The sequence below is a fragment of the Streptomyces sp. NBC_01410 genome, from assembly GCF_045040195.1.
GTDB lineage: Bacteria > Actinomycetota > Actinomycetes > Streptomycetales > Streptomycetaceae > Streptomyces.
The window spans coordinates 8,276,258-8,297,083 of the sequence record NZ_CP109530.1; the positions used below are offsets into that span (position 1 = coordinate 8,276,258).

Annotated in this window: 18 protein-coding genes; 7 read left to right on the forward strand and 11 right to left on the reverse strand. The window is 68.5% G+C overall.

Annotated elements, in window-relative coordinates:
• Positions 1 to 346: 346 nt before the first annotated feature.
• Positions 347 to 1,221, forward strand: a protein-coding gene (locus OG741_RS37665; RefSeq protein ID WP_405593854.1) for an IS5 family transposase whose coding sequence is annotated in 2 segments (ribosomal slippage) — positions 347 to 736 and positions 739 to 1,221 — 873 coding nt in all. Because the reading frame shifts where the segments join, the coding sequence is not laid out codon by codon here.
• 261 nt (positions 1,222 to 1,482) lie between these two features.
• Here the strand turns inward: OG741_RS37665 and OG741_RS37670 are convergent.
• The 6 genes from OG741_RS37670 to OG741_RS37695 form a co-directional block, all read right to left on the reverse strand.
• Positions 1,483 to 2,337 (reverse strand): helix-turn-helix transcriptional regulator, encoded by an 855-nt coding sequence (locus OG741_RS37670; protein WP_405593852.1) that lies wholly within the window; start codon positions 2,335 to 2,337, stop codon positions 1,483 to 1,485.
• An 18-nt stretch (positions 2,338 to 2,355) separates the two neighbouring features.
• Positions 2,356 to 2,817, reverse strand: a complete 462-nt coding sequence (locus tag OG741_RS37675) for a hypothetical protein (protein WP_405593850.1) — start codon at positions 2,815 to 2,817, stop codon at positions 2,356 to 2,358.
• Between the two features lie 844 nt (positions 2,818 to 3,661).
• Positions 3,662 to 4,621 carry a hypothetical protein gene (locus OG741_RS37680; protein WP_405605314.1) on the reverse strand — a complete coding sequence of 320 codons (960 nt, stop codon included), beginning with the start codon at positions 4,619 to 4,621 and terminating at the stop codon, positions 3,662 to 3,664.
• The gene (locus OG741_RS37685) at positions 4,618 to 5,193 is read right to left on the reverse strand and encodes an RNA polymerase sigma factor (protein WP_405593846.1); all 576 of its coding nucleotides are present in this window, start codon (positions 5,191 to 5,193) and stop codon (positions 4,618 to 4,620) included. Before OG741_RS37685 ends, OG741_RS37680 begins: the two co-directional genes overlap by 4 nt.
• Positions 5,194 to 6,138: 945 nt before the next feature.
• Positions 6,139 to 6,534 (reverse strand): hypothetical protein, encoded by a 396-nt coding sequence (locus tag OG741_RS37690; RefSeq protein WP_405593845.1) that lies wholly within the window; start codon positions 6,532 to 6,534, stop codon positions 6,139 to 6,141.
• A 655-nt stretch (positions 6,535 to 7,189) separates the two neighbouring features.
• A complete protein-coding gene (locus OG741_RS37695; protein WP_405593843.1) occupies positions 7,190 to 8,614 on the reverse strand; it encodes a Twin-arginine translocation pathway signal in 1,425 nt (474 codons plus the stop codon).
• 197 nt (positions 8,615 to 8,811) lie between these two features.
• Between OG741_RS37695 and OG741_RS37700 the strand changes: the two genes are divergently transcribed.
• The 4 genes from OG741_RS37700 to OG741_RS37715 are packed head-to-tail and all read left to right on the forward strand — an operon-like array spanning position 8,812 to position 11,883.
• Positions 8,812 to 8,952: a hypothetical protein gene (locus OG741_RS37700; RefSeq protein WP_405593841.1), complete on the forward strand. Its 141-nt coding sequence runs from the start codon at positions 8,812 to 8,814 to the stop codon at positions 8,950 to 8,952.
• Between the two features lie 21 nt (positions 8,953 to 8,973).
• On the forward strand, positions 8,974 to 10,167 hold the full coding sequence (locus OG741_RS37705) for a cupin domain-containing protein (protein WP_405593839.1): 1,194 nt from the start codon (positions 8,974 to 8,976) through the stop codon (positions 10,165 to 10,167).
• On the forward strand, positions 10,164 to 11,078 hold the full coding sequence (locus OG741_RS37710) for an aldo/keto reductase (RefSeq protein ID WP_405593837.1): 915 nt from the start codon (positions 10,164 to 10,166) through the stop codon (positions 11,076 to 11,078). The genes OG741_RS37705 and OG741_RS37710 overlap by 4 nt, the downstream gene beginning before the upstream one ends.
• Entirely contained in the window at positions 11,056 to 11,883 is an 828-nt protein-coding gene (locus OG741_RS37715; protein ID WP_405593835.1) for a hypothetical protein, read from the forward strand. Before OG741_RS37710 ends, OG741_RS37715 begins: the two co-directional genes overlap by 23 nt.
• A gap of 354 nt (positions 11,884 to 12,237) precedes the next feature.
• Here OG741_RS37715 and OG741_RS37720 read toward each other — a convergent pair whose 3' ends face one another.
• The 5 genes from OG741_RS37720 to OG741_RS37740 all read right to left on the reverse strand — a co-directional run bounded on the left by OG741_RS37720 (position 12,238) and on the right by OG741_RS37740 (position 17,175).
• Positions 12,238 to 12,921, reverse strand: a complete 684-nt coding sequence (locus OG741_RS37720) for a hypothetical protein (protein WP_405593832.1) — start codon at positions 12,919 to 12,921, stop codon at positions 12,238 to 12,240.
• Positions 12,922 to 12,995: 74 nt separating this feature from the next.
• Positions 12,996 to 15,017, reverse strand: a complete 2,022-nt coding sequence (locus tag OG741_RS37725) for a hypothetical protein (protein ID WP_405593830.1) — start codon at positions 15,015 to 15,017, stop codon at positions 12,996 to 12,998.
• Positions 15,014 to 15,829: a hypothetical protein gene (locus tag OG741_RS37730; protein WP_405593828.1), complete on the reverse strand. Its 816-nt coding sequence runs from the start codon at positions 15,827 to 15,829 to the stop codon at positions 15,014 to 15,016. Before OG741_RS37730 ends, OG741_RS37725 begins: the two co-directional genes overlap by 4 nt.
• A gap of 105 nt (positions 15,830 to 15,934) precedes the next feature.
• Positions 15,935 to 16,543: a Crp/Fnr family transcriptional regulator gene (locus OG741_RS37735; RefSeq protein WP_405593826.1), complete on the reverse strand. Its 609-nt coding sequence runs from the start codon at positions 16,541 to 16,543 to the stop codon at positions 15,935 to 15,937.
• A 98-nt stretch (positions 16,544 to 16,641) separates the two neighbouring features.
• Complete coding sequence (locus OG741_RS37740; protein WP_405593825.1) at positions 16,642 to 17,175, reverse strand: hypothetical protein; 534 nt, start codon at positions 17,173 to 17,175, stop codon at positions 16,642 to 16,644.
• Positions 17,176 to 17,647: 472 nt separating this feature from the next.
• Between OG741_RS37740 and OG741_RS37745 the strand changes: the two genes are divergently transcribed.
• Positions 17,648 to 18,172 (forward strand): hypothetical protein, encoded by a 525-nt coding sequence (locus tag OG741_RS37745; RefSeq protein ID WP_405593823.1) that lies wholly within the window; start codon positions 17,648 to 17,650, stop codon positions 18,170 to 18,172.
• A gap of 394 nt (positions 18,173 to 18,566) precedes the next feature.
• The gene (gene tap, locus OG741_RS37750) at positions 18,567 to 20,825 is read left to right on the forward strand and encodes a telomere-associated protein Tap (RefSeq protein ID WP_405593820.1); all 2,259 of its coding nucleotides are present in this window, start codon (positions 18,567 to 18,569) and stop codon (positions 20,823 to 20,825) included.
• Position 20,826: the final 1 nt, after the last annotated feature.

Sequence of the window (20,826 nt, forward strand, 5' to 3'; positions counted from 1 at the left end):
GATTGACGGGAACGGTGAAGGCCCCAACGGGAGATACACTCTGCGACGTAACGGGTCAAGCAGCCACAGGCGTTGTGCGTGGCTGGAGTTCGCGCAGATCAATCAGGGCTCGTCCTGCGTAGTCGTAGCCGACAGCGGGTGAGGTGGCCGGATGAATAGGCAGTTCCGGGACCAGGATCGTCGTATCAAGCGTTCAAACTTGGCGGCGTAGCCCGTCTCATGATCTCGGCGTCGCTCGATGTATGGCCACTCTTGGCGTCTTCCAGATCAACCAGCCCTCGCTCCACGAAGAAGCCAACTAGGGTCTGTTGCGAAAGTGGATCTTGATCGGTGATGATCATGCGTTGTGGCGCGTGGAGATCTGACGGATGCACAGTGGTCGCGGCTGGAGCCGCTGCTGCCGATCGGCAAGAAGGCCGGGAGGCCGCCGGTATGGACCAGACGGCAGCTCATAGACGGCATACGGTGGCGGACCCGGGCGGGAACGCCATGGCGGGATGTGCCCGAGCGGTACGGGCCGTGGGACCGGGTGTACGACCTGTTCCGCCGGTGGCAGCGAAACGGCACCTGGCACCGGATTCTGGAGCAACTGCAGGCCGATGCCGATGCGAAGGGCCTGATCACGTGGGACGTCAGCGTGGACTCCACGGTCTGCCGCGCTCATCAGCACGCCGCCGGGGCACGTAAAAAGGGGACCTTCAAAAGGAACCGCCCGGCGGCTTCGTCACCGAACCCGACGACCACGGCCTCGGACGTTCCCGCGGCGGTCTGACCACGAAAATCCACCTCGCCACCGAGCAGGGACAGAAACCACTGTCACTGCTCATCACCGCCGGCCACCGGCACGACAGTCCCTACCTTCGCCCGGTCCTGGAGAAGATCCGAGTACCCCGACAAGGCCCCGGCCGGCCGCGAACCAGACCTGACAAGGTCCGGGGCGACAAGGCCTACGGATCCCGCGCCAACCGCGCCTACCTGCACGAACGCCGGATCGCCTGCACCATCCCGGAGAAAGCGGACCAGATCCGCAACCGCAAGAACCTCGGCTCCCGCGGAGGCAGACCACCGAGGTTCGACCGCGAAGACTACAAACAACGCCACGCGGTCGAGTGCGGCATCAACCGCCTCAAGAGACATCGCGCAGTGGCAACGAGGTACGACAAACTCGCCGTCCGCTACGAAGCCACCGTGCTGGTCGCAGCCATCAACGAATGGCTATGACCAGCACTTTCACAACAGACCCTAGCTCCAGTCGCTGGAGTAGATCGCCAAGATCGCTGCGGTCCTCGGCACTGAGCTGGCTCAGATCACCAAGCTCGCCTTCTCGCAGGCGCCTGCGAATCTTGTTCAGGGCGGGCGACAGGCATTCCGTTTCGATCTCGCGTAGCTGGCTACAACCAGTTTCGCCGTGGCGGCTTCGGGCTGCGAGGCACGGGTCAGGGCCTGCCGGGTGTGATGCGCCCGGCAGGCCCTGACAGCGGGTTAGTGGTTGGTGAGTTGGATGATTTGGGTGGCTGCTAGGAGCAGGGTCATGAGCAGGGGCCAGATCGGTTCGCTGTTGATGTGTGTGCGGGAGAACAGGCGGGGCCTGGGGGGGTGTTCGGTCCGGCGGATCTGGGAGATTTTCAGGCGGGTGGCGGTGTGGTGCCAGGCGAGGGTGTTTTCCGGGGCGAGGCCGCAGGCCAGGAGGTAGGTGTGGAGGAGTTCGGTGCTCGGGAGTTTCCGTCCGGTGAGCATGTCGTGGACGGCGGACTTGGAGATCGGGGTGCTGAACTGGCGGGAGCGTTCGGTGATGTCGCGCAGGGACAGTTCGGCCCGTTCGCGGATGTCTTTGAGGAGCGCGGTGAAGTCGGCCGGTGTGGTGCACAGTCCCAGCGCGGTGCGCATCGGGTCGGAGCGCACCGGTTGGGGGAGGTTCTGCTGTTTCTCGCTGGCCATGGCGGCCTCGCGGACGAGTTCGGCGAGTGACTGCGAGGGCATGGCGGGCTGTTCGGCTGTGCGGGGCCGGTTCAGCCAGCTGGGCTTGCGGTGATGGACGACGTGTCGGGCCACGTGTGCCCGGTCGGCTTCGACGGTGTGGGCGGCCTGCCAGCGTTCCTTCCATTCAGGGAGGTCCGTGGTGGGGTCACAGCCAAGGACGTAGGCCTGGACGATCTCCCAGCTGGGCACCTTCTTGCCGGAGGCCGCGGTGGACAGGGTGGCCACCGAGTAGTGGCAGCGCTTGGCGAGCTCTCCGTAGGGGATGGCCTTGGTGTTGCGCAGCTCGCGCATGAGCCGTACGAGCGTGGTCAGTTCGTCGCTCGCGTCGGCGTGGATCGGGCTCTCGGGTCGAGGCATCCTTTTTCCCCTTCCCCGTCAGGCGTCGGCCGATGGGCCGGGCGTCCGGCCGTGCTGCCGTTCGACGATGCGCCGGGCGCTGCGCGCCCAGCGATGGTGCCCACCCCGCCTCGGCCCCGTGGCACGGGGGAGCGGTTTCGCTGGCGCGGCGGTGAGCGTCTCGGGCTGTGCGGCCTGCACGGCGGCCGGCTCGCCGGGCAGCGGCGAGAGGGTGAACAGCGAGGTGGTCACGCTCACCCCCAGCGAGGCGGCCTCGACGACATCGGCGCCCAGAAGCGCTGCGCCGATTCCGGCGCCGAGTCCCGCAGCGGTGTAGCCGGCCGTGCGCAGCGGGCGGGTACGGCGCCGCAAGGCCACCGTGGTGGCCGCCGATGCCAGCCCGGCGGCGATCGCCTCGCGCATCAACTGCAGCAGTGGCAGCGGGGATTGCGCGGGGATGGGCAGACAGACGCTGCCCGGAATGGGACGGTGGATTTCCACGACGTGCTCCTGTGAATACGCAGGGTCCCTGCTGGGACGAAGTGGTACCTCGACATGAGGACAGGGACCCTGCTCGACCTTGGACTGAAGGCCTTCACCGCCGACTGCGAGAGCGCCAACTCCCCAGCGGATCGGGCCGCTTGCGTCACCCATCTTGCCGCACGTGTTGCCTCGTTCACCACGCGTTACGGCACTAACTCCTCGCGAAACTCGAAACCTTGAACAACTGCCATATCGTGCAGGTGATGGTCGCGCAGACGTCCGAATTGCCTTCCGTTCCGGACGGGGTTCCGACCGGAACGCCACCGCGGCGCTTCCTGTCCTGTATGCCGGTTATGGCATCGCCCGGATGGGTGAGTGGAAATTCCCGGACTGGGCAGAGGAGGCCGCGAATAAACAACTGAACAACACAGCAGCTACGACCGGTTATGAGGCTGTCGCCGCAGGTCAAACCAGCCGACCCGTCCTGCGGAAACGGGCCGAAATTCGGAAGTTGTCCGCTAGGCTGTCCTGACAGCGCCATGGCTCGTCACCATGGTGCAGCGGCCCGCACGGGCTGCTATCCACAGCGCTTGTTCCTGACCTTGGACACGCTTGCGGATTAAGAGGTCCCTCGCGCCAACGGGGGACCTCGCACTGGGGGGAGTACCCCAGCCCGAGTGGAGGCCCGGCCGAGCGGCCGGGCCTCCGCCATGTTCCGGCCGCGGATGCAGCATCCCAGACGACGACTCGTCAACCCCCTCCGCGAACCCCGGCGCAGGGTCGGAGGGCATTGCTGCAGATCCGCGACCAGGGGCGCACCCCGGCCCGGTTCCTCCGGATGCACCGGGCAGCTGGGGGCAGTTCACAGGTCCGCCGGCACTGTGCTGTCGTGAGGTTCCACGCCCACGATGAGGACCCCCCGGTCGGTCTTCTCCTCAAGGGAGGCCTTCCAGATCCGTTCCTCCCATTCCGGCGGCCACATCGTCGTGGCATCCCAGCGGATGCCCTCAAGATCCACACCCTCGAGATCCACGGAGCGCAGGTCCGCGCCCCTGAAATCCGTGCTCGCTTCTTCGACGGCGCCAACCACCTCCGAAAGAGCGGCGGCTTCCCGGTGCGCCAAGTCCAGGTCGTCAGCGAGGTCTTGAGCTACCTCGAGGGCACCAAGCCAGGAGACCTCGGCTGCCAGAAGGTGGGGAACCAGCTCCGTCTCCAGCAGCTGCTGCACATCACGGACCTGCGACATGAGCCGGATGGCGCCGCCGGAGAGGTCGTTCTCCACCGTCTCCAGGTAGTCGTAGCCTGCGAGTGCAGGCGGCAGCTGCGGGGACTCCGGCAACGCAAGTACATGCCCGATGCTGGCGCTCACCCGGGTGAGTGTCTGACGGGAACCGGGCGGCAGCGAATCCGTTTCCAGGTGCGTGATGACATCCTGAACGTAGTCCAGAGCGTCCCGAAGTATTTGCACCAGGTCCTGCGGCCAGTACGTCCGGGCGATACGCAAGGCCTCCTCGCGGTATTTGAGCCGCACGGACGCCGGCCTGCGCATGAGCACGGTGCCCTCGCCATACACGCAGCCCCCGTTCACGGGCCGACGTTCACTCGCGAGCATCTTGTTCCGCCGCCGGGCCAGACGCCGGCCGACGGCAGCGCCGGTCTGCCGGTGTACGGCCGCCAGCAACTGGCCCAGCACCCGGTCCGGGTCGTGAAGTTCCGGTGGCCCACCCGCACCCATGAGGCCGTCGTAGACCGCCACCCCCAACTGCTCATACATGCTCGCCAGCAGCGTGTCGAACCGTTCCTCAGCGCTGTCGTGGCTCATCGCTCCTCCTCTCCAGCTGTGCCGCTGAATCCCTCCAGGCTGAGTTCCGCCTTCAGAGTCGCTCTGGCCCGGGCCAGGTTCTGACGTGCCGCCTCGGGCGTGATGCCCATGGCTTCCGCGCTCTCCAGCGTGGTGAAACCGTCCAGAGTCCACGCCAGGGCAGCGCGCTGCTTGGCCGGCAGCTTCAACAGCAGTTCGACAACGCGCCGTTCCTCGACGCCGAGTTCCGCCGCGTGCGCGGGGGTCTGCCAGTGCACCACCGACTCCGCCGGCACCTGCGAGCACGGATCCTCTGGCCGGACCTGCTGCCGTAACCAGGAACGCCAGGCCACCTTCCGCAGCCAGGCTTTGGGATAGCTGATACTCGTACCGGGCCGGCACATCTGAGTGAAAGCGTCCTGCGCCGCGTCCTGCGCTTCATTCCAGGACGCGCCGTGCAGCAGCAAAAAGCGCACCAGGCCCGGGTATTCAGCGTGGTGGAGCTCCTCGGCCAGATCCCGGCCGCGCAGAGCGGGAAGCGCCGTCTTGAGAGGTTCGGTGACACGTAGTTCAGCGCTCGCCGCGTCCTCCATGACGACTCACCCCAGCTCCGCCGAAGAGATGAACGTGCCGCGTGTCACCTGTCGACTGAGCCCTGGGCACCGTAAGCCGGTACTGCTCCGTGAGCGCCTGGGCGACGACGCTTGCCCCTATGTGCCCAGCCCCATGCCGTGCCGCCGCGCCGCGCTCCATGCAGCGCTGACGAGCACGATCGCACCCCAGCAACACCGGATCCACCTAGTCCTCCTGGCACTCAGTCAGCGATGCCACCACCGGCACCGCGTCTCCTAGTGCACCAGGGCGGCGAATGTGTGACATCGCCCAGGTACCGAGTACTGCAGAGCGAAGAGTCGAGGCTGCGTTGGAGCGCCGGTGCTGGATCCGGCGCGTGATGCACTGGGTGTCCTCCCGCAGCCGCAGTAGCATTTTCGCCGCCTCTTCTGGCCGGGGCGTCGGCCGCCAGCTAGGCCAGGCCTCGGTCGAAGGTGGCCTCGGGCAGGTCGTCGTGGTCGAAGTGGTCGTCGCTGCTGATCCCCCGGCGGCGTGCGGCGGTCTGCGAGTCTCTGCCATTGCCGAGAGCTCGCCGGACGGGACGAACGCAAGGCCTGCAGGCCGAGTACACCGTCGACGTGCTCCTCGGCTACGCCTGCTTCGCGAAGGCGTAGTTGCCATCGTTCGGCGCTGGTATCGCGATGGTCTTCCAGACACGGTAGACCGTCAGGTCGGTCTCTCCGGCGGGGCAAGATCACGATTGTCCGTTGGGGGATCCGCTTACGAGCAACCCCCAACTGGCCCTGCTATCCCTTCTGGCCGTATCCCGGCCGACCCCTCGGTAGAGGTGTTCCTCGTTGAAGTGACGGTAGTCCTCGTCGGCGATGGGCTGAACGGCCGCAGGGGTACAGCGCCGAAAATTCGACTTCGCACGTCTTGATGTAAGCGCCAGGGAGGTGTCCACCCGGGTGGCCAGCAAGGCGGGCTCAGCTGCGGAATGCCTTCTCCAGTTCTTGGACGTGGTGTGTGACGTCGTAGCAGATGTCGCTGAATCTCTTTGGGGAAAGATCTGCTTCCTGATGGTTATGCATGTAGGAAAGAACTTTGCGATCCTTGATGTCTTCAATGCACCAAAACCCTGTCTTCACCTTGGCGTTCTTCCGGAGAGTGTCCGCGAGAAGCATCTTCGGGAAGCCGTCAAGATCAGATGACGCGAAGACGGTGAGGCAGGAAAACTCCCACAAGCCGTCGTACGGAACTATCATGACCGTCTGAACGTAGTCACCGAACCGATACTTGGCGCTCGCTCCAACAGAGGTCACATTTGCCAGATTGACGTGACTGAGCCGCGCCAACTGTTGTACCTGGCTCTCGAAAGACATGCCGATACCCCTTGACGTAGAGCACTTGGCATTCGGCCGAGCCTGCTTGTCCGACCTAACCGCTAATTGGTGACTGCCCGGGGCAACGGTCACCCACGGTAGCCATGCTCACTATTAGTGGCGGACTCTCACTCCGAGTCGTCAATATGTCCAGTTCACGCCGTTATGATCCGCTTGTCAAGCGTGCTTGGCCTGGAAGTTCTATAGACGACCGGCTCGACCGCTTCGGAGTCACTGATGATCGGGGTTTCGGCAGCGGACTTTGAGGCCGCCTCCGAACTCGGCGTGTCCTTCCTCGGACACGCGCGCGACGAGTCGAAGCGCTTACAGCTTCACGGCGCGGGGGCGGAGGACAGGGCGATCGTGGCATCCATTTCGGAGTTGCTCCCGGTGCTGGACACCCTCGAGCTAGCGCAGCCGCATTGCTGCCTATACATAGCCCAGTACGGCGTCTACCGTGCTCTCCATCGCTCAACGCGGGGTCCTCGCACGAAGCGAGAGGTGTTCCAGCAGGTCAACGAGTTCGTCTCTTCTTCTGAGCCAGCTCCGGACAGGCGAGGCCGCATCGGCAGTCTGGGATGGCCAGCGGATCTGTACCCCCGTCGGATGGCGTGGCCGCCGGGCCGGAGTGTGAGCTGAACCGGGGGTTCCGCGGTCAGTTGCTGAGGGCTTGTCCGTGTGCGTCGATGGCTGTGGGTAGTACGCGCAGGCGTTCGTTGAGGTCTGCCACTGAGTGGACGGTCCGGTCGGCGAGAAGTGTGTCGAGGCGGATCAGTCGCGCGCGGGCGGTGGAGCGGAGCCGTTGGGGCGGGATTCGCTCGAGGACGTCGATGGCTCGCTGTGCGGCGTCGTCGGGGCGAGCGGTGGCTTCGGCCTGGGCGAGGACGAGGGTGGCGGCGCCCCAGCCGGGTGTCCCGGCCGGGCATGCGTCGGCGGAGGCCTGGGCCCGGTGGCGGGCCTGTTCGGTGCGGCCGAGGGCGAGATGGGCCTCGGCCTGGTGGAGCGCGAGCTCGGGCTCGTCGAATCCGAACCGGCCCGGCGCTGATCCCTCCCGGTCCGATTCCAGCTCGGTGAGCGCGACGGTGAGGGCCTGGTCGGCGTCGTCGCCGCGGCCCTGCCGGGCGAGGGCGGGCAGCAGCGCCCACGCGTGGAGCTGTGCGCGCACCAGACCGGCCGGGGCGGCCGCGATCCCGCGCTCGGCGTGCGCGACAGCCGCCTCGTGACGTCCGATGGTGCGGGCGATCATGCTCTGCGCGCCCCACGCCCATGCGACCAGCCGCGGGTCGCCTACGCGTTCGCCGTATGCGGCCGCAGTGCCGAGATGCGTCCGTGCGCCGGAGGTGTCGTCCAGGTGGAAGGCGAGGTTGCCGAGCAGTGCGGAGAGCCAGCCAACCTGACGCTGCAGTTCGGTGGCCGGCTCACTGCTGCCGTTGGTGGTCATCGGGGTGAGCAGTTGGCGCACGTCGCGGACTTCGTTGAACAGCACCTGCGGTGGGTGCTTGGAGTAGTTCAGGGCGTAGTGCTCGACGGCGGCCTCGGCCATCTCGGCGGCCAGCACACTTCCGTCCGGATGGGCGAGCAGGGCGAGGTGGAGGGATTCTCGGACGGCTGGGAGGCCGGCTGCTGTGGTCATCGGCTGCATCCCTTCCCGCGGGCCTGGCCCGTATGCGGCGTGATCGGGCTGACCGTATCGGATCGTCCGGTATCCCCATGGCGGCTCCACGGTGCGGTGCAGGCCCAGTTGTTCGGGGCGGGCGGCGTAGATGCGGCAGAGCATCACCGTGTACTCCGGGCCGGGCCACTCGTCCGGATCGTGTTCCCACCGGCACAGCATCGACTCGGACAGGCCGGGCGGTAAGAGCCCGTCGGCGAGGTAGAGGCCGGCGATCTGGGCGACGGTGGCCGCTCTGGACCAGCCCAGCGCGAAGCGCCACGCCTCCAGCGCGGAGACCTCGGGCAGCACGGTGCGGATGGCTTTCACGGTCTGCTCGAGGGTGTGCTGCTGGCGCTGGCAGCGCATGCGGATCTGGGCGGCTTCGCGTTGGATGGCGGCGCGGCGCGAGCGGGTGACTGTGGCCATGGGCGCACCCCCGTGCGGACGGCGAATCAGCCTGTTCACGGTAGCCGAGCACCCCGGCCACGGGCAGGGCGCCGCGATTGCGGACGACGCGCAATGTCCGCTCCGCTGGGTGGCAATGACGGGACGTCACCTTCGCCGCGACGCTGAGCAGGCGGCCACGAATCCCGGGGCCGCCTGACTCACCGAGGAGGCACCTGATGCCGACGACCACCTCCAGCAGCACCCCCGGCACCGGCGGCGGCCTGGTCCGCGCCCGCCGGGCCATCGCCGCAGCCCGTACCCGCGGCGCCACCCCGTCCGACGGCGGCGGCACCGGCCGCTCGGACGGCAACGACTAGCACGGGACCGGTGAACCTGCGATGACCAGCCTGCTCATCGCGGAGCGTCTGGGCCAGGAGACCTTCCTGGCCCAGACGTACGGCCGCGACTTCCTCCACGTGCCCGGTGCGCTCGACAACCCGGGCTCTCTCGCCTGCTTCGACACCCTCAACGATCTGCTGGCCAGCCACCGTCTCGAGCCCCCTCGGCTGCGCCTGTCCGCCGCCGGCGAGGCCCTGCCCCAGCACCGCTATGCCGTACCGGTCACCACCCGTCGCGCCATCGTGTGGCACCGCATCCACCCCGCCGAGCTTCACCAGCGTCTGGCCGAAGGCGCCTCCCTCGTCATCGATGCGATCGACGAACTCCACGAGCCGATCGGCGACCTGGCCGCCGGAATCGAGGGCTGGCTGCGCTCACGCGTCCAGATCAACGCGTACGCCTCCTGGACCGCTACGGAAGGCTTCGGAACGCACTGGGACGACCACGACGTCATCGTGGTCCAGATCGAAGGATCCAAGCGCTGGCAGCTCTTCGGGCCCACCCGGCGCCTGCCGATGTACCGCGACGTCGCCACGCCGCAACCGCCACCGGTGCAGCCGGTCGCCGAACTCGTCCTGCAGCCCGGTGATGTGCTCTACCTGCCGCGCGGCTGGTGGCACGCCGTCACCGCTGACCAGGGCACCCACTCCCTGCACCTCACCTGCGGGATCACCCCGCACACCGGCGCCGACCTGATCGGCTGGCTGTCGCAGACGCTGCGCTCCAGCGAACTGGTCCGCGCCGACCTGCCCTTGCACGCCAGTCTCGAGCAGCAAGCAGAGTTCCTGGCCGACCTGGGCAAGGAACTCCACGCCGCCCTTGACGAACCGGCCCTGCTGCAGCGGTATACCACGGCCTGCGACGCCGAGGACGTCGGCCGGATGCGCCCCTCCCTGCCCTACCTGCAGCAGCTCCCCGCCGACCCGCACCTGAGGGTGCGGCTCACCACCGGCCGCGCCCGCCTGACCGAAGTCAGAGTGGACGGTGAGGACCTCGTCCGCTTCACGGCCGCCGGCAGCGAGATGGACCTCGCCCCAGGGACTGGCCCGCTGCTGCGCCGCCTCATGACCGGCGGCTGGCATCCGCTCGGCGGGCTCGCCAACGCCGCCGGCCTGACCGTGCCGGACGTCGCCACCGTGGTCGGCGAACTCGTCACCGCCCAAGCCGCAGCCGTACGAACAGGCGCCCGGTGAACGCCACCTTGGGGCTGGGCACCTACCGGATCGCGGGGGAGGAGCTCGCCGACGCCGCCCGCCGCGCAGCATCCTCCCCGGCGGCCTGGATCGACACCGCCCCCAACTACAACCGTGGCCGCGCCCACCGCCTCCTCGCCCCCGTCCTCGCCAACGACCCCGGTCTGCGGGTGGCGACGAAGACCGGATTCCTCACCCCGGCGACCGCCCGGGCCGCGCTCGCGGCCGGCGTGGTCGACCAGACCGACGCCGCAGCCGGGCACAGCCTCGCCGGGCCGTATGCGCGATGGCAGCTCGAACGCAACCGGGCTGAACTCGGCCGACACCGCCTCGACACGGTATTCCTCCACAACCCCGAACGCACCACCCGACCCGACCGCCTCCACGACCAACTGCGCGCCGCATTCGCGGTCCTCGAGGAAGCGGCCGCGGCCGGCCACCTCACCACTTACGGCATCGCGAGCTGGTCCGGCTTCACCGAGCACCGCATCACCGTGCCCGACCTGGACCGGCTCGCCGCCGAGGCGGCCGGCACCCGCGAACACCACCTGCGCGCGCTGCAACTGCCCGTCAGCCTCGTCATGGCCGACGCCTTCGACCAGGCCCTGGCGGGCCGCGGCCCGATCGCCGACGCGGCCGCCCTCGGCTGGCAGGTCCACGCCTCCGCCCCCCTGCACGGCGGCGAACTGCCCACCCTGGCCACCCGCGAGCTCACCGGCCTGCTCCGCCCCGGCGCGAGCATCCCGGCCGCCTGCCTGGCTGCGGCCGCCTCCTGCCCAGGTGTCTCGATGCTGCTCCTGTCCACCGGGAATCCGCGACACTGGGACGAGGCCCTCGCCGCGCTCGACGACGGTCCCATTCCCGCCGAGAGCATGCGGAAGGTGCTCGATGTACTCGCCGCCCCCCAATGACGTCGATGCCCGGCGCATGACGGCCGCGCACGCCGCGGCCGCCGCCGCACTGGGCGCCATCGCCACAGGCGATCCGGTGTGGGGCTGGCACGGCCGCACCCTCGGCCTGCGCGCAGACCACCCAGTCCACGGCGCGTGCTGGCTGCGCCTGCTCTCCGCCCCAGCAGCGAAGGCAGGCGGCAAGCTGTGGGACGGCACGGAACTTGCTGGCCGCCTCTTCACCGGTGTCCACAAGCCCTCCCTGCATGCCCTGCACGACGCCACCGCCGACGGACACGCCTACCGGGCCGAGCTCACCGAGTTCATCGAGAGCCCGGTGCTATCCCCGGAACCGGTCCTGCGCGGCGAACTCGAGCTGACCGACACCTGGTTCAAGTCCATCCGCACCGACCTGGACACCATCGCTACCGTCGCCACCGACCGCGTCGGCGTCCGTCAGCAGTGGATCGACCGCGCCGTGCCGACGCATACGGGAGTACCCGCACCGCGCATCACCGAATGGACCTGCTCACACGGCGACTTCCACACCAGCAACATCACCACCTCCGGGGTCATCCTCGACTGGGAAGGCTTCGGCCTCGCCCCCCGCGGCTGGGATCAAGCGTTGATGTACGCCTACTCACTGCTCGCGCCAGCCACCGCCGCCCGCATCCGCGCCGAATTCGCGCACATCCTGGGCACCGAGGCCGGGCGCACAGCGCAGCTGGTCGTCGCCGCCGATCTACTGCAGTCCGCCTCCCGCGGAGACCATCCCAAACTCATCGCACCCTTGCGCGCCGTCGTAGCCTCGCTGACCGGGCAGTAGCTGCCGCCGTCGCGGTTGGTCCCCAGTCGAGGACGTGGATGCCGGCGGTTTTGATGAGTTCGGTGTCGAGGTGAAGGAGTTGGATGGGGGAGTGGTCGTGGCGGCGTAGCCATTGGTGCCGGCGGGCGTGTTCCGCATTGTCCAGGTCGCGGGCTTGGTCGTAGTGGATTCCCGGCGGCCCGCTGGGGTTCTCGTGGGCCCAGGCTCGCACGAGGTCGGTTTCGTCGGGTGCTGTGTGCAGTGTGATGAGGGCCCATGCGGTGTCGTAGGGCAGGGTCGGCCCGTGCTGAGCCATGAGCCGGCGGGTGCGTAGTTGCCGCAGGGGTGCCAGTAGCCATCGTGTGGTGTGCGGGTTCATGCTGGTGGGCTCCCGGGGGCGTTGTCGGCCTGCCAGTGGGTGGCCGTGCTCTTCAGGCCGTGGTGGCCGAGGGTGTGCAGGACTTGGGTAAGGGCTTGGAGGAAGACCTCACGCTGCTGGGGTGTGTGCAGGGTGGTGAGGAGTCGGTCGGTGAAGCGGCGGATGTCGCTGCGGATGCCGTCGTCCGTGGTCTCGTGTGGAAGAGGCAGGCCATTGAGTGCCTCCTTCAGTGGCGTGAGGTCCTGGTGGCGGTCGGGGTACTGGGCGATCCACCACACCCGGCGTAGGTCTGGATCGGCCAGCACGCGCTGCAGGTGCGCCAGGCGGCGCATCTCGTCTTCGTGTTCGAGATCGGCGGCCTGCTGTCGGCGCGCGTGTTCCTCGGCGAGAGCGTGGCCCGGGGCCGAGACGGTGAGCTGTACCGACCCGGTGATCTCCAGCCCGGCAGTGGCAGGCAGCCACCGCGCCAGGGCGGTGTTAGCGGCGTCCCGTGCTGCGGCGGGATCGAGGACCGAGTGCCGACGCAGGACGGGGGCGAGGTGCTGACGCAGTTGATGACCGGCGAGCGCACCCGGATCGTGGTGGTCCAGTGCCTGCTCGGGTGTCGGGCGCCATGCACCGTCGATACGGACGGTGAAGAACACGCTGGCGATGTGGCTGGGCATTCGCTCGCCGCTCACGACGAGCGGATGCGCTCCCTCGCTGCCTGCCCAGGGAGGCACGGACAAGGCTCTGCGGCGCCGAGGCAGGAGACTCACGCTGTCGTCGGGAGACCATCGCCGCCTGGCTCGGTGACCGGGGCGACGACGGTGAGGGAAGCCGACTGTTCAGAGAACAGCTGGTCCAGCAGTGTTCTGCGCCGAGTGCGCCCCAGATCGGTGCCGTGACTCACCAGGAGCGCGGCGGGCCCCTCCCGGCCGATGCTTCCACGCAGTACTGCCGCTGCCAGCGGAAGGACCTGGTTGTCCGACAGCTCGGGAGAGTCCAGCCAGGCCGCGAGATGGGCATAGGCCCTCTCGCCCGTAGCCGGCTCGAGCAGCGCCGCGCGCCAGCCGCGGACGAAGAATTGCGCAATCGCTGCTTCGTCGGAGGCGCTGGCTGTCTCCTGCGCCGTGGCCGGTGAACCAAGGGTGCCGTTCGGGTCCTCTGCGAGCGCGAGGAAGGTGCTCGCTCCGGCCCTGCCCACTGTCTCATCAGCAGACTCGGACCAGTCGACGATCTCCGACAGCACCAGCATGCGCTGCTCGGGGATGCTTGCCAGAGCACGCACTGATTTGGCCACCGCTTCGCGGGCTCGGCCGTCTTCCCGTGACGCCAGCAGGCGCAGCCTGGTCAGTGCGACACGCGGATACATCTGGCCCAGCTTGCCGGCACAGATCTCGGCAACCGCCGTGGCCAGCGCTTCGCTGGTGTTCTTCTGATGGGCCCAGTCATACAGTTGCTTACGGACCCCGGCGCCCGTGACCGGGGCGAGCGCCATGGCTTCCAGGACGTCAACGGCCAGCTCCCGATGCGCTGACCGGCCGGTGTCGATCCACGTGCTCACCACGGCCAGCACAGTGGCGCCACCGGGCAGCAGGGACAGCTGGGCGAGGACTTCGGCGATGCGACGCAGATGACGCACGGCAATCCCCTGCGGCGCGCTGATGCGCGAGGCCCACTCCAGCAGCGCCCGTCGCAGCGCAGGGCGCTGCTGCCACACGTAGCTCAGAACGGCTTGTGCCAGTCCGTGCCGTTCGGCGTCCAACGAGATGCTCTCGCCTCCCAGACGTGAAGCTTGGATGGAGCAAAGCCGCATGTCCAGATCCCGGCCGGCCAGCGCGCCACCCGGCGGCAGGACACCTCCGACTTCCGTGAAGAGCTGGTCCGCCGCCTCCAGCACGACCTCAGCCGGCACTCCTTCCAGCAGCGCCGCGGCGATCAGAAGGGCTCGCTCACGCAGGTCCTTGGGCTCTGAGTGCTTCTCGAACCAGAGACGCAGGTGCTCCCGCCAGTTGGTGAACTCCTGCTTGACCGCGTCCCTGTCGTCACCTTCAGCCTGGGCGACAAGCCGCGCGAGCCGGGCCGCGTCGGATGCCTGGGTTGCCTTCGCGAGCAGTGCGTCGAGGGGAGCACCGGTCAGCCAGTCCAACCTGCCGTCCGACAGATACCGCAGATGGGATTCGGCGATTTCTCTCGCCGGCGGACGGGCCAAGCGCACTGTGGGCACGGTGGTGAACGGCCCCGGATCCCAGGAGTTCGGAGCCGCCAGGATGACCAGAAACGCTTCGGCCGCTTCGGCTTCTTTCTGGTAGTCGGCGAGCCCGGTGTAGAAGTCCTCGGGCAGTGCGGAATAGCCCGTCAGGTCAAGGACGAAGCCGTGTCCTTTCGTGTGCGGGATCTGTTCGGTGCGCGGTTGTTCCCAGTCCAGGACGAGCCAGCGGATCCGCTCCCTGGACACCCCCGCATCGCGGAGTACACGCAGCGCGGCTGTGCGCCGTCCTGCGCCCGTCTCTCCGAGGAGGACCAGCGCATGGCCTGGACCGTCTGCGTGCTTCAGTTTGCTGACGGCATGTACCACCTGTCCGGGCCCGTTGGGGCCGGGAACATCGACGAACGCGTCTTCCACGAGGTCCATCTCGCGGTCGTCCATACCGAGCCCGCGCAGGTACTCCCGGCCGCGCACGTACTGGTGAACGTGCTCCACGTAGTCGCGGCCCACCTGCGTCACGCGCGCATTGCCTGAAGCATCCGCCTGCTGGATCGGCACCGTCACGACGCCCTCAGTGCTCGTCATGACTGCTCCGGGCCAGTGATGTAGTTTCCGCCGACCTGCACGATCCGTGCCTTGCCGCTCGCCTTGCCCTTCTGCCTGACGTCGGCTTGGCGCCCTTCGCCCTGCCGCTTCGCGGCGTTCTCTTGGCTGGGGCTCTGGGGCTGCGGGACCGGCTGATCGTCCGTCTCGGTGAGGTAGGGCTCGAGGACCACCGGAGCCAAGCCGGGAACGAGGAGTCGGCAGACTTCCTCGAAGCCCTCCTTGCCCTCCACCCTGGCCGTGGTCGTCAGAAGCTGGCGCGGATGGAGGCTCGGGGTGCGGCCTGCGTGGACCGTTCGCCGGTAGACGGTTTCCGAGAGGGCCGCGGCCAGGAAGGAGCCGTTGTCCACCGCGGCGGCCATGGCCTGGCGCACGACGGTGCTGTCGGCGAGCCGGCAGGCCTCGTTGATGGCGTCACCGCGGTGCCCGGGCGTCAGCGGTCCGACGTGGATGCCGGCCCGAAGCCGGATGGCCGGGCTGCTGGCCAGACGCTGCCTGTCGTAGCGCTGGAGGGCGGCGTTGAGGTTGGTGAGCAGGGGGTCGACGAGGCGTGCCAGATGCTCGGCGGGCAGGACGAAGATGGCACCGTCGCCTGTGTCTTTGTATCCCCCGCCGAGTGAGCGAGGGTCGGGCAGCCGGCTTTCGGTGAACTCGGTCGACAGGATGTCGTCCAGGTCCGAACGCACGACGGCCATCTTCGCTTCGGGGATCTGGCTGTAGCGCATCATGTCGACGACCAGGAGAGCACGGTCGGGAGGAACGTCGAAGCCGTCTTGAGGATTGGCCGCTTCCATGAGGAAGTCACCTTTCGTTCAGCAGGAGTTGCCGTGGGCGACCCATGCTGACCGGGGCGTCTTCGTGGTGGTGCCCAGCACTGGGCACCACCACGGTGTGCTGCGTCACCTGTGCCCGTCGGCCTGTGCGTGTTCCTGAATGGAATCCATGTCGTGGACGAGGAGGCCTCCACCTGCCTCCGTGTCGACCCAGCCCCGTTCCCGCCACGGCTTGATGGCGCAGCCCACCGCGTTGCGGGAGGCTCCAATGAGCTGGGACAGCTCTTCCTGGGTTAGCCGCACTGCATACGGCAAACCAGTGGCGGACGCTGCACGAACCAGCCGGCCCAGCGCGGCGGCAAGCCGCACAGGCACAGCGGCGGTCGCCAGTTCGAGCCGGACCGCCTCCGACTCGCGGACGCGTGCGATGGCATGACGCAGCAGCGGAGCCAAGAGCCGGTACTCGTCGACGAACGCGAGGAACTCGGGAGCCGGGATGAGGTGCACGCGGCACGGCTCGGCGGCGATGACGGACGCCGTGCGGGGTTTCGCGTCCAGGACGGCGAGCTCGCCCAATAACTCACCGGCCCCTCGCACGGCCAGCAGGGTCCGCTGCCCCTGGGAGCCAGCCAGGGCCACCAGAGCCGAACCGGACGTCAGCAGGATCACTTGCGTGCCCGGGTCTCCTTGGCGCAGCAGCATGCTCCTGGCCGGACGCAGGCGTTCAGGGGCCATTTCACGGAGCTTCGACCACAACTGGTCCCCGATGAGGCGTGCATGAGGCTGATACATATCCCCCCCGGTATGTGGCGGCCGTCACAGATGCGATGCTCTCAAGTAGTCACATAGGGGATCAACAATCCAATTCCGGCCACGAGGATGGCTGTGACGATCAGATCCACAGACACCTTGATCGCCCGGTACTTCCTGCGGGCGAGACCGGCCCGCAGCGACAGACGGTCCACCTCAACCCGCACGCGATCCCCGCTGCTCATGGCCTGAAATGCCGCCACGACATCCTCCGCTGCCGACCCGGCGCACACGCCTTCCAGCCCCGTCAAGGCACTGCCAGGCGGCAGCACAGGACGAATGGAGAGCAAAGCGGCTAACAGCGCCGCGCCGAGGAGAACGCAGGCGCACCCCAGGACGGCTTTTGCCAGATGCACGCCATTTGCCGGTGCAACCAGCGCGGCACCGACGAGGGCCAGCAGGCCTCCCGCTACCGCGCACAGCGCCGCCGCCTTTCCGTCCGCCCGCTGCACCTCGACGAACATCTCGCCGCTCCTGCTGGCGAGCTTGCCTTGCACCGTGACGTCCGTGGCCACGGCATCGCCAGGCGTCGCTTCAGACAAGGAAATCCCCTCCATCCACCGAGAGTTGTTCCAACGTGCGTCCACCGTGGGAGAAAGGCGCCCTCGGGGAAGCCCTCCACCGGGCATGACGGCTGTTCGGCGCATCACACAGCGGCACTGTTTGAAACGCGAGAGGTTCGGGCGGCGCCGTTCGTTGCGGTGGCGTGGCGCCCCTGAGCACATCCCCAGGGCAGATGGCGCAGGCGCGGTGGCTTGGTGCCGCTGTGCGAGGGACGTTGTGCCGGGGCTGCGGGCGAGGGGTGCCAGGGCTGGCCCGCCGCTGCGTGACCTCACCGGGACGTGGATCGTTCCCTGAGTGGTGCCGCCCTTGAGTCCGCTGTGACGGTGCCCGGCCGAGTGCCGCGTCAGCCCCCGACTGATGCGGACGGGTAGGCCCTAGGCGCACTGCGTCGTTCACAGCGCCCACCGTGTGGCCAGGCCACCGACGAGCGCCGGATCGTGGGGCCGGCCGGAGAGCGCAACTGTCATGACCTCATACCCGCGCAAGCGTCCTGTGCGATGCACCGAGACCCCTCGGGGCCCCGAGCAGTCGGAAGGCCTTCAGCAGATCCGTGACGCCCTGCCGCCTGCACCAGCGGCGCGTACCGTCGCGCCCGCCCCGCGCCCGGCGGCGGGTGATGAGGTGCCGGACGAACTGCTCGCGCTGGTCACCTACCACTGCCGACACATCAACGCCTACCTTGCCCGCGCCCAGAGTCTGGGCACCTTGCACCAGGCTTGCAAGAACGAATGGCAGCGCCTGGTCCTGTACGCCCTGACCGACGCCCTTGCCCACAACCATCTCCTGGTTGGGACGATCACTGCTTACCTCCAGCGCCAGGACCTCGACCCTGCCCTCCTTCGCCGCTACGTGCAGTCCCCTGACCCCGACCGGTACATCACCCGTCAGGCTGTCGATCACCTCGACGGCCTCACCGACGCCACACGGGAGCAACCTGTCGAGCCAACGTGGACCCACGTCGGTCGGTCCATCGCCCGAGGCGCCAACTGACAAGAGCTATGGCAGAAGGGATGGCGGGCGGCAGCGCGCGTGCCTTCCCCGCACCGTGTGTCAGTGGGGTTCGGGGTAGCCGTGGAGGGGAACGGCGTCGGGATGAGGGGCAGGCCGTCGTCGAGGGAGTCGTCGAGGAAGAGGCGGTAGTGCTCGCCGTCGCAGGGCTCCAGGGCTCCAGGGCTTCAGCCTTCTCGCGCGATGCGTCCTGCATGACAGCCGCGACGCCCGCCGCCGCGCAAGCCGCGTCCGGCGAGCGCCAGACGGCCCGTCCGGACCGACCCATCTTCGGCTACCGCTTCGCATCCGCCTAACCGACATTTCCAAATCCAAGGCTAAGGAACTGGAAATATCCAAGGATAAATTTGCTAGTTTTGGGGGCTGGAGGTGGCGGATGCCGAATCAGCCGAGTCAGGATGAGCTGCTTGCGGCGGTGGATGAACTGCTGGCGGGGGAGCCGGAGTTGCCGCCGTCGGCGGAACGGGCACGGCTCCGTGACGCAGCCGGGGTGACGCAGGCCCGGCTGGCTCAGGTGCTGCGGACGACGACGCAGACGGTGAAGAATTGGGAGAGCGGCCGGTCCGAGCCCCGGCCGCCGCGCCGTCAGGCGTATCTGCGGCTGCTGGAGGGCTGGGCGGAGAAATACCCGGCCGAACCCGCGACCGAGCCGGCTCCGGAAGCGTTCACCGGGCCGACGCCCGCACCGGAAACACACCAGGTGCCCACCGATGCCCCCGGCACTCCTGCGGCTGTGTCCGAGGGCTCCCCGCGCCCGCAGTCCCCTGTGCCCGCAGCCCCCCGTCCGGCCGCCCCCGCTAGGGCGACGTCGATGTCGCGGCGCCCGGCCACGCCGAAGGCGGCCGCACCCGCGGCCGACCCCCGGTTCCCGAACGGCCCATTGGCGGTCCTGGACGGCGACGGCACCGCCTACTGCCTGGGCGGGGTACTGCTGGAGTGCCCGGCCGCCACCATCCCGCAGCTGGTGGACTGGGTGTTGAAGGAGTCCGGTATCGGGCAGCCGAAGCTGCACCGGCACGGCAAGGACTCCGACCCGCTGATGGTGCTGACCGCGGCCGCGGCCGAGCGGTTCGGGCTGCCGGAGCAGCTTCAGGACCGCCGGGGCCTGCGACTGGCGGAGGACCATCCAGTCATCAAGCAACTCGCGAAGGCGAAGTGGAAGCTGACGCAGCGCGGTTTCGGCCCGTGGCCGCGGATCTACCGGCCGGCGCAGGGCGGCCAGCGGCAGTGCGTGCAGCTGGCGATCCTGCCCTGGGACGCTCTGGACGCCCGGGCATGGGGCGGTGCTGCTCAGCTGCACCCGGCCGATCTGGCCCGCGTTCTCGGCGTGTTCGCGTCCCGGGTGCTCACCCCGCGCGGTTCTACCGCGGTGACGGGCCTGGAGCTGATGACCGCGGTGCGGCCGCCGACCCGGCCGGTCAAGGATGAGGCGACCGGCGAGTGGGTCTCCGGCCCGAACCCGGGCGCCCTCACCCGTCCGGTGGACCCGGCGCCGCCGGAGGCCCCCCAGGAACATCCGGTCGCGCAGGGATGGGCACGCGGCTTCCTCGATGAGGAGGCCTACCAGTGGGTGCGCGACCCTGAGTTGCTGTCGGATGAAGAGTGCCTGCTGCCTCACGCGGTCGGCATCGACATCAACACCGCCTTCCTTGCCGCCGCCGCTCGGCTCACAGTCGGGCTGTCGGAGCCGGTGCACGTCACCGGGCCCGTGTTCGACAAGAAGGTCCCCGGCACGTGGCTGGTGGACCTCTCCCACATCGACCTGGACCCACGCCTGCCCAACCCCTTCACCCCGACCGGGCAGCGCCCGGAGGGCCCGGGCTGGTACACAACCCCGACCCTGGCCTACGCGGAGGAACTCGGCTTCGAGGTCCGCCCGATCGAGGCGTACCTGCGGCGGGAGACGGGCGCGTACCTGGACCCGTGGCACGACCGCCTCAAGGACGCCTACCTCACCACCAATGCGGACATGGGCATCCCCATCGACAAGGACGCCGACCCGGTGGCTTTCCTGGACGCCCTGGCGCTGCACAAGACGTACGCGGTCACCGACGAAACCGACCTGGACACGCTGCGCGCGGCGCTGCGGGAGATGCCGGCCTACCGCGCCGACGCAACCCGCCTGGCCGAGGCGGGCGATGAGGAGCTGGCGGCTGCGGTGCGCCGGCATCGGCAGGGCGCGATGGTGCTGTCGGCGGTCAAGTCGACGGTCAAGGGCGGTATCGGCAAGCTCCGCGAACGCCCCCAAGGGCGGCACTACAAGGACGGGGAGCGGTGGCCCGCTCTCGAGCGACCGACCTGGAACCCGTACATCCGTGCGGCAGTCATCGCCAAGGCCCGGGTGAATATGCACCGCAAGATGGCCAAACTCGCCGCCCTCACCGGCCTGCACCCCCTCGCGGTGCTCTCAGACTGCGTCGTCTACGCCAGCCGCGGCCCCTCCCCGCTTCACTTCCTGCCGTCCAACGGCGACGGCACCCCCGTCTACGGCACCTTCCGCCTGGGCGCGAATCCCGGCTTCTGCAAGCTGGAGGGCGTCCAGGAGATGGCCTGGGCGGTCGACCTGATGGAGCAGGGCTACAACCCCGCCCGCCACATCAAGGGCGGCGACGCCGTTCTTGACGAAGGGGAATAGG

Excerpts from the sequence above, each read along its gene's own strand:
- OG741_RS37670 (WP_405593852.1), bottom strand. The coding sequence starts at position 2,337 with ATGCCTCGACCCGAGAGCCCGATCCACGCCGACGCGAGCGACGAACTG.
- OG741_RS37680 (WP_405605314.1), bottom strand. The coding sequence starts at position 4,621 with ATGAGCCACGACAGCGCTGAGGAACGGTTCGACACGCTGCTGGCGAGC.
- OG741_RS37685 (WP_405593846.1), bottom strand. The coding sequence starts at position 5,193 with ATGGAGGACGCGGCGAGCGCTGAACTACGTGTCACCGAACCTCTCAAG.
- OG741_RS37690 (WP_405593845.1), bottom strand. The coding sequence starts at position 6,534 with ATGTCTTTCGAGAGCCAGGTACAACAGTTGGCGCGGCTCAGTCACGTC.
- OG741_RS37695 (WP_405593843.1), bottom strand. The coding sequence starts at position 8,614 with ATGGCCACAGTCACCCGCTCGCGCCGCGCCGCCATCCAACGCGAAGCC.
- OG741_RS37700 (WP_405593841.1), top strand. The coding sequence starts at position 8,812 with ATGCCGACGACCACCTCCAGCAGCACCCCCGGCACCGGCGGCGGCCTG.
- OG741_RS37705 (WP_405593839.1), top strand. The coding sequence starts at position 8,974 with ATGACCAGCCTGCTCATCGCGGAGCGTCTGGGCCAGGAGACCTTCCTG.
- OG741_RS37715 (WP_405593835.1), top strand. The coding sequence starts at position 11,056 with ATGTACTCGCCGCCCCCCAATGACGTCGATGCCCGGCGCATGACGGCC.
- OG741_RS37725 (WP_405593830.1), bottom strand. The coding sequence starts at position 15,017 with ATGACGAGCACTGAGGGCGTCGTGACGGTGCCGATCCAGCAGGCGGAT.
- OG741_RS37730 (WP_405593828.1), bottom strand. The coding sequence starts at position 15,829 with ATGGAAGCGGCCAATCCTCAAGACGGCTTCGACGTTCCTCCCGACCGT.
- OG741_RS37735 (WP_405593826.1), bottom strand. The coding sequence starts at position 16,543 with ATGGCCCCTGAACGCCTGCGTCCGGCCAGGAGCATGCTGCTGCGCCAA.
- OG741_RS37740 (WP_405593825.1), bottom strand. The coding sequence starts at position 17,175 with ATGGAGGGGATTTCCTTGTCTGAAGCGACGCCTGGCGATGCCGTGGCC.
- OG741_RS37745 (WP_405593823.1), top strand. The coding sequence starts at position 17,648 with ATGACCTCATACCCGCGCAAGCGTCCTGTGCGATGCACCGAGACCCCT.
- tap (WP_405593820.1), top strand. The coding sequence starts at position 18,567 with ATGCCGAATCAGCCGAGTCAGGATGAGCTGCTTGCGGCGGTGGATGAA.